This window comes from Halovenus halobia (genome assembly GCF_051414135.1).
In the GTDB taxonomy this organism is placed as follows: domain Archaea; phylum Halobacteriota; class Halobacteria; order Halobacteriales; family Haloarculaceae; genus Halovenus; species Halovenus halobia.
Map to the genome: position 1 here is coordinate 430,779 of NZ_JBLKOA010000002.1, position 8,064 is coordinate 438,842.

Below are 8,064 nucleotides of genomic sequence, written 5' to 3' on the forward strand. Positions count from 1 at the left end.
GTAACGCCTTTAGGCGGCGGTGGCGTACGGGTGTGACATGACGCGGATTCTGCATACGGGCGACACTCATCTGGGCTACCAGCAGTACCACCTGCCCGAGCGCCGCGAGGACTTTCAACAGGCGTTCGAGCAGGTGGCGGCGGACGCAATTGCCGAGGACGTCGACGCTGTTGTTCACGCTGGCGACCTCTTTCACGACAGGACGCCCCGACTGTCGGATATCATGGGCGCGCTGTCGGTACTCCGAGAGCTTGACGACGCCGGGATTCCGTTTCTTGCCGTCGTGGGCAACCACGAGGGGAAACGCTCACAGCAGTGGCTCGACCTCTTCGAATCGATGGGACTGGCCACACGACTGGGCGCGGAGCCAGTCCGTATCGACGACGTTGCCTTCTACGGGTTAGATTTCGTCCCGCGGTCGAAACGCGACTCGCTCGAACACGAGTACGAACCGCACGACGCCGAGCACACTGTACTGGTCTCGCACGGACTGTTCGAGCCATTCGAGCACGGCGACTGGGACGCCCGAGAAATTGCACAATCCTCGACTGTCGACTTCGACGCGATGCTGGTCGGCGACGACCACGAAGCCAAACAGAAACAACTCGACGAGACCGGGGCCTGGCTCACCTACTGTGGGTCGACTGAGCGAGCGAGCGCTTCGGAGCGTGAAGCGCGTGGCTACAACCTCGTCACATTCGGTGAGACGGTCGACATCCGCCGGCGTGGGCTGGACACACGCGAGTTTATCTTTCTCGACGTGGAGTTGCGACCGGAGGAAGGCAGCGAGCAGGTCCGCGAGCGAATCGACCAGCACGACGTTGCAGACGCAGTCGTCATCGTCACACTCACCGGCGACGGCGAGCAGGTGATGCCCGCCGGAATCGAGGAGTACGCTGCCGACCAGGGCGCGCTCGCGACACGGGTCAACGACCAGCGGGAGTTCGACGACGAAACCGACGTGGAGGTGTCGTTTGCCGACCCGGACGAAGCCGTCGAGCAGCGCATCTCCGACCTTGGTCTCAGCCCCGCGGCCCGCGACCTCGACGAGACGATTCGTGCGAGCAAAGTCGCAGACTCGAACGTCGCCGACGCTGTCGAGCGCCGGGTCGAGACGTTCATCGAAGACGCCGACTCGGGAGCGTTCGACAGCGCCGAAGAGTCAGCGGCAGAGTCGAGCGCGCAAGAAATTGACGAATCGCCAGAGAGCGCCGAGGATTCGACCGATGGCGAGAGTCAGGTTACGATGGAGGATTACCTGTGAGATTCGACCGCATTCGCTTGCAGAATTTCAAGTGTTACGAGGAGACAGACGTTCGCCTCGACGCCGGCGTGACGGTCATCCACGGCCTCAACGGCAGCGGGAAGTCATCGTTGCTCGAGGCCTGCTTTTTCGCACTCTACGGTGCGAAGGCACTCGACAAGACGTTGGACGAAATCGTCACTATCGGTGCCGAGGAGACGGTTGTCGAACTCGAATTCAGTCACGACGGCGGCCAGTACCAGATTCGCCGCCGGATTCGCGTCAGCAACGGCGACGCCCGGACGGCCGAGTGTGTGATGGACGGCCCCAGCGGAACGACTGAGGGCGCCACCGACGTGCGCAACCGTGTCGCCGGACTCCTTCGGATGGACACTGACGCCTTCGTCAACTGTGCCTACGTTCGGCAGGGCGAGGTCAACAAACTGATTAACGCCTCGCCGTCGACGCGACAGGATATGATCGACGACCTCCTCCAACTGGGCAAACTGGAGGAATACCGCGAACGTGCCAGCGACGCCCGTCTCGGTGTTGGCCGGGTCCGCGACGACAAACAGGGCGCGCTGTCAGAACTCGACGACCAGATAGCACAGAAGGAGGCAAAGAACCTCCACGAGCAGCGCAACGAACTCGAAACAGAGCTCTCGTCGGTCACGGCTGACATCGAGAACTACGAGGAAAACAAGCAGAAAGCCGAGCAGAGCCGCGAGCAGGCCGCGTCGATCATCGAGGAGTACGAGGAAAAGCGCACAGAACTCGACGAACTCGACGAAGAGATGACGACGTTGCGCGAAGAGATCGAAGCGACCGAGCGGGCACGGGAAGAGCTTGCGAGTGAAATCGACGAAACCCGGACCTCGCTGACAGACGCCACCGAGCGTCGCGATTCCCTCGTCGGCCACCTCGACGGACTCGACACGAGTCCCGAGGCACTCGACAGCGAGAGAGTCGACGCAGATCTATCGGCTGTCACCGACGAAATCGAGGAGTTGACCGAGCAGATTCGTGAGGCCAGCGTCGAGAAACAGGAAGCAGACAGTGACGCCGAGAACCACCGCGAGCAGGCCGAGCAACTCGACACCGACGCACGCGAGGCGCGAGCGGAGGCTGAAGAGCTCGACGCAGAAATCGAAGAGACGGAGTCATTCGTCGAGACCAAGCGCGAGGACCTCTCGGAGATGGCCGAAGAAATCGAGGAGCTTCGAGAGTCCTTCAGCGAGGAACCGGTCGAGTTCGGCGAGGCTGAGACGCACTACGAATCGGTCACCGAAGAACTCGGAGAGTGCCGGGAAACCCGAGCGGAGCGCCAAGCCACGCTCGAAAACGAGCGGGAACGACTCGCCGAGGCCGAACAACTGCTCGAGGCTGGCAAGTGCCCGGAGTGTGGCCAGCCAGTCGAGCAGTCGCCACACGTCGACAGTATCGGCGAGCGACGTGAGCGCGTCGACGAACTGGAGACAGAGTTACAGGAACTCGAAGAGCGCATCGAGAACCTCGAATCGAACCGCGACGCTGCCGAACAACTTCGAGAGCGCGAGGAGCGAATCGAGGACCTCGAAGCGAACCGCGACAACCTCGAACAACTCGTCGACCAGCGCGAGACGACACTCGAAGAGAAACGCGAGCGAATCGAGACGTTGCGCGAGCAGGCCGACGACGCCGAGGCCGAGGCCGAGCAGAAACGCGAGGCCGCAACCGAGGCCGAACAGCGCGCCACCGAACAGCAGGAACAGATCGCGTCGTACAACCAGCAAAAGGCCGAACTGGCCGACCGACGAGAGCGACTCGAAACCCTGTCGGAAACACTCGACCAGATCGAGCGGCTCAGCGAGACGGCCGAGCGACTCCGTGACGAGCGCGAACAGAAGAAATCACTGAACGACGAGCGACGCGAGCGGCTGTCAGCGAAGCGTGACCGGCGGGACGAACTTCGCGAGGAGTTCGACGAGGACCGTATCGAAACCGCCCGGGAAGAGAAGGCCGAAGCCGAAGACTACATAGAGAAAGTCACCGAGGCGCTTTCGGACCTCGAATCGAAACAATCGACGCTGCAGGAACGACTTGGCGCAATCGGCAACGAACTCGACCAACTCGAAGAACTGCGCGAGCGCCGCGAGGAGCTCACCGGGACGGTCGAACAGCTGGAATCACTGCACGACGAGGCCGCCGAACTCGCGGAGATGTACGGCACGCTTCGAGCCCAACTGCGCCGCCAGAACGTCGACAACCTGGAGCGGATGCTCAACGAGACGTTCGACCTCGTCTACGAGAACGACACCTACGCCCGGATCGAACTCGACGGCGAGTACCGACTGACAGTCTACCAGAAAGACGGCGAAGAACTCGACCCAGACCAGCTCTCCGGCGGCGAGCGCGCCCTGTTCAACCTCAGCCTGCGCTGTGCAATCTATCGGCTGCTCGCGGAGGGAATCGAGGGTGCCGCGCCGATGCCGCCGCTCATTCTCGACGAACCGACTGTCTTTCTCGACTCGGGCCACGTGACCCAGCTTGTCGAACTCATCGAGTCGATGCGTGAGCGCGGCGTCGAGCAGATTCTCGTCGTCAGCCACGACGAGGAACTTATCGACGCCGCTGACGACCTCGTGACAGTCACAAAGGACACGACCACAAACCGCTCGACGGTCGAGCGAGGACGACTCGACGAGCGCGTCGTCGAGTTGAGTTAGTCGGCCGCTGGCCCCGACCCGCCAGCGTACTCGCGGGTGGCGTCGACCAGCGTTTTGCGGTACTCACTCTCGTCAGGGTCGGCTGCAAGCGAACGGAACCAGCCTTTGAACCGCTCGAAGTTCACTTCCGGCGCATCCGCCGCGGCGGCGTGGGCCAGGTCGTATAGTCGGTGGTCCTGGTTGACGAGTTTGTGTCGTTCGACCAATCCCAGGGCAAACGCCGCGTTGACGGCTGTTATCTCCGGGTCTGAGGCAGCACTTGTCCGAGCAGCCTCGGGACCCCCGTCCCAGATACCGGAGGCTGGCTGGTCAGCGAGTGCCGCCGCGACGCTGGATTCGAGGAAATCGACGAGTTTGCCCGCCGGCGCGACAGAGAGCCACAGGTCATCAGCGTAGATATCCTTCATATGGTTGGCAATCTGTCGGCAGTGGGTGAGCTTTCGGCGCTCGACGGTGCGGCCAGCCAGCGCGAGAAAGATGACTTCCTCCATCGACTGCGTGTGAGAGGGATGCTCGCGCTCGTGGTGGTGCATGTGCGCAAACTCGTGGAGCGCGAGTTCACGGGCCATCGCGCTCGTCGCGGCCTGCTGTGAGATTGTCAGTTCGTGTCCGTCCGGACCGTGCTGGACGCGTGTTCGCTCGTCCGGGTCCTCGACAATCCGAACGGTAACCGTCTGTTCGAGAGTTGCTTCACGCTCGAAGAGGTCACGTGCAGCGTAGAACGGCTCGACTGGGCCAGAACCCTCGACCTGAACGTCCATAGACGCCCACAGATACGGTACGGACCCGTATTACTGTTGCGGGGATGTGACCAAGTACCACAGTCACCGCATCGTAACGACAGCCAGTGCGCCCACAGCGACGAGCGTGAGCAGTCGCATCCCGAGGACGACCAGTCCGGCCAGCGGGTCCATACTGTACAGTCGACCCATCCGGCTGAAAAAGAACACGAGCGCAACGACGTGCTCGACCAGCAGGACTGCGCTGAAGGTGACCAGTCCCAGCAGCATCGACGAGCGAAAGCGCCAGTAGTTTTTGAGCCAGACGCCGGCCAGTGCGGCGAGCAGGAGGCTGTTGAGCACCGTTACCGCGACGCCAGCCATTGCCGGCGGTTCCATTGCCATCGTGGTCACCCAACCGTCCGTTCGACCCACCCGGCCGCGCCATCGGGGCTTGGGCTCGTTTCCTCCTCGATTTGGAGATTGCCGTCGCCGTCGGTGGCGCGGACGACCACGTCGTGGCTGCCGTCAGGGTCGAAGGTGTATCGCCACTGTCGCCAGACATCCTCGTCGGGCAGGGGTCTGGAGAGGTCGGCGTCAGTCCAGGAGGAGCCGCCGTCAGTGGAGACCTCGACGCGGCTAATGCCACGGGTACCGGCGTAGGCGTGGCCAGCGAGTTCGATTCGACCGTCGTCCAGTTTGGTGATGCCTTCGTCCCACAGTTTCGCGACAGTCTTGACCTCACCTGTGCCTTCCCAGCCACGTTGCTCCCAGTAGCCGTCTGCTTCGGTGTTCAGTAGTTCAATCTCGTCGAGCCACTTGACGTTGGTCTCGCCCCAGTGACCGGGAATCAACACCCGGACCGGATGCCCGTGCCCGGTCGGGAGTTCCTTGCCGTTCATCCCCCAGGCGAGAAAGCCGGAGGCGAGCACATCGACCGGGAACTGGACGGAGTAGCCGTCCTCGCCGTGCAGCATTGCACAGTCACACTCGCCCTGTGGGTCGGCGGCCTCGAGGAACGGCCGCAGTGGCGTGCCGGTCCAGACCGCGGTGTCGAGTTTCTTGCCGTTGAGGTCCTCACCGACACAGCGAAGCGTCACGAACCGGTTCTCGACGGGTTGGTCGACCAGTTCGTCGTAGGTGAGCGTGCGCTCGTCGCCGACGTTGCCAGTGACCGTCAGCGACCACTCGTCGGCGGTCACCTCGGGGTCGAACTCCGCAATGTCGACGTTGTAGAACCCGTCGATGTCGCTGACGAGACCCGGAAGCGCTGTACTCGCCAGTTGGAGTTCGTTCGCGTCTGCCTCGTTGAGACGAGCGGTTGCGCCCTCGGCATTCGGGGCAGCCCCGAGCGGTCCGCTGCGGTGCAGGAGTCGCCCGGCAATCGTTGCGCCGCCAACGAAGCCAAATGCAGCCGCGAGCGTGCCGAGCGTCTGTCGGCGGCCCGGGTCAACTGTGCCGGCATCGGTCTGGAACCCGCCGACGACGGTGAACACAGCCATCGGGACGGCGGCCGCCAGTGCCGAGACTGGCTGGCCGACGAGGACAACAGCGAGCAGCCAGACGACACCACCGGACACAGCACCGGCGAGTGGCTGGTCGAGTCGCCGTCCAAGCCCCAGCCCAGCAAACGACACGAGCCCGAAGACCGCAACGACGGTACCGAGTGCCATCGCGATGTGGATGTAGTGGCCAGCCTCGCCGACGTTTTCGATCATGAAGGTGACGATGGCACCGGGCGTGAGGTTGACAATCGTCTGGTCGACGGGCGCAACGACGAACGACGGCGACCAGCCGGTCGCGACGTAGGATCCAGCGACGGCCGCGACGGCGCTCAGCGCGGCGACGACCGTCTCGCGTTTGCTGGGTCTCTCAATCATAGCTTATTGAGGGGTTAGAGTCACTTGAATTGCGTCCTCGGTGGTAGTTGCTGACATCGTTACATCATGGAGTCGCCCATCGAGACGACTGGACAGTTAACCATCGCTGCGCCCTCCGCGAGGATGTTTGCGTCCGTCGCCGAGTCAAGATCAGACACGCTGTCGAAGTCGGCGTTGTCGTAGACGTTGACCATCCACAGCGGTGAGTAGCCGGCGTCGCCCGGCAGCGTGGCAACGACGTTGTGGGTCTGGGCGCTCATCTCCTCGGTCATGAACCCGGAGGCTGGGCCGCCGCCATCCATTCCCGGATTAGTGTTGAAGCTGACGTAAATCGGCGAGAGCGGGACGCTACCGTCCATCGTCTCGTAGGTATCCTCTTGGAAGAGGAAGTACGAAACGACTTCTCCCTCGTACCAGCCATCGACCAGCGGTGGTTCATCGAGGTCGTCGCCGTAGTGTTTCGAGGCGGTCGAGCCCTCGGGCACGACGGGACAGTTTTTGATCATGTTCGTCTGTTGGATGTCGTAGTCCATCGAGGTGAGGCCGCCGACGCTTGTGATGGTATTGGCCTCGTAGTCGTCGGGCACGGTCACCGTGTTGACTCGCCAGAAATCATTGTATCCGCTGTCGCCCGGCTTTACCCCGATGATGTTGAGTTGCTCCTCGACTGGATCGCCGTTCTCGTAAAAGAACGCGTAGATTGGTGCCGGTGCCGTCGGCTGAACATCGAAGTTGTAGTACTCGATTGTCGTCCCGTCAGGGCCGTATCCCTGCGTGATGTGCGGTCCCTGATCGAAGTCGATGGGTTCGTCCGGCCCTGGTAGTCCGTTCTCCTCAGTCCGGACCAGCAGTGTTCCAGCCTCCTCACTGAACCGGTCAATCGAGGCCCGCGACGCCTCCGCGGGGTCTGTCGGTTCCATCCCGCCGTTTTCCATCGTCCCTTCTTCTCCGTTCTCCATCGCGCCGTTTTCCATACCGTCATCGTCGTCCATTCCGTCGTCTGCACTGCTGTCGTCGTTGCTCGTACAACCGGCGAGTGCAACCGCCGCAACACTTCCGGCACCCATCAGGAACCGTCGTCGAGTTTTGTGGTTTGACATGCACTCGAATCAACGAGAAAGCCACTAAAAGGGATTTTTCAAAAACGGGATAAAATCGGTTCGGAGTCCGTTGAATCTCCGTGCAAATTTCGTTCAAAATAGCGGTTTCGTCTGTCGGTTATCGGGACCTACTGGGTCTGCCGATATTCTTGTCCTAATTATTATACGCTGGTGTTTGTCGAGTATTGAGTCCTCTCGTCGAAATCTCCGATACGCCTCTCAGTCGCTTCACTCCCGGCTCCGAAACACCGTCATTTCGCTTCGCTCATGACGTGCTTCGTACTCGCAACCACCCGACTCCGAAACACCGTCATTTCGCTTCGCTCATGACGTGCTTCGTACTCGCAACCACCCGACTCCGAAACACCGTCATTTCGCTTCGCTCATGACGTGCTTCGTACTCGCAACCACCCGACT

Annotated in this window: 6 protein-coding genes; 2 read left to right on the plus strand and 4 right to left on the minus strand. The window is 61.9% G+C overall.

Translation table 11 applies throughout. The features are described from left to right. Positions 1-37: 37 nt before the first annotated feature. A complete protein-coding gene (gene mre11 / locus ACMGFM_RS09150; RefSeq protein ID WP_436902201.1) occupies positions 38-1,264 on the plus strand; it encodes a DNA double-strand break repair protein Mre11 in 1,227 nt (408 codons plus the stop codon). Continuing rightward, a complete protein-coding gene (gene rad50, locus ACMGFM_RS09155) occupies positions 1,261-3,948 on the plus strand; it encodes a DNA double-strand break repair ATPase Rad50 (RefSeq protein WP_436902202.1) in 2,688 nt (895 codons plus the stop codon). Before mre11 ends, rad50 begins: the two co-directional genes overlap by 4 nt. On the opposite strand, the gene ACMGFM_RS09160 is transcribed toward rad50, so the two are convergent. From ACMGFM_RS09160 to ACMGFM_RS09175, 4 genes are all read right to left on the minus strand, one after another. After that, positions 3,945-4,709: a DUF5781 family protein gene (locus ACMGFM_RS09160; RefSeq protein ID WP_436902203.1), complete on the minus strand. Its 765-nt coding sequence runs from the start codon at positions 4,707-4,709 to the stop codon at positions 3,945-3,947. The two genes, rad50 and ACMGFM_RS09160, sit on opposite strands and share 4 nt — an antisense overlap. Positions 4,710-4,772: 63 nt before the next feature. Beyond that, complete coding sequence (locus ACMGFM_RS09165) at positions 4,773-5,072, minus strand: DUF8036 family membrane protein (RefSeq protein ID WP_436902204.1); 300 nt, start codon at positions 5,070-5,072, stop codon at positions 4,773-4,775. 5 nt (positions 5,073-5,077) lie between these two features. Then, on the minus strand, positions 5,078-6,547 hold the full coding sequence (locus ACMGFM_RS09170; protein WP_436902206.1) for a molybdopterin-dependent oxidoreductase: 1,470 nt from the start codon (positions 6,545-6,547) through the stop codon (positions 5,078-5,080). Between the two features lie 59 nt (positions 6,548-6,606). Then, entirely contained in the window at positions 6,607-7,647 is a 1,041-nt protein-coding gene (locus ACMGFM_RS09175) for a hypothetical protein (RefSeq protein ID WP_436902207.1), read from the minus strand. Between the last annotated feature and the right edge of the window lie 417 nt (positions 7,648-8,064).

Coding starts and splice junctions, on each gene's coding strand:
- ACMGFM_RS09175 (WP_436902207.1), bottom strand. CDS start 7,647: ATGTCAAACCACAAAACTCGACGACGGTTCCTGATGGGTGCCGGAAGT.
- ACMGFM_RS09170 (WP_436902206.1), bottom strand. CDS start 6,547: ATGATTGAGAGACCCAGCAAACGCGAGACGGTCGTCGCCGCGCTGAGC.
- ACMGFM_RS09165 (WP_436902204.1), bottom strand. CDS start 5,072: ATGGCAATGGAACCGCCGGCAATGGCTGGCGTCGCGGTAACGGTGCTC.
- ACMGFM_RS09160 (WP_436902203.1), bottom strand. CDS start 4,709: ATGGACGTTCAGGTCGAGGGTTCTGGCCCAGTCGAGCCGTTCTACGCT.
- mre11 (WP_436902201.1), top strand. CDS start 38: ATGACGCGGATTCTGCATACGGGCGACACTCATCTGGGCTACCAGCAG.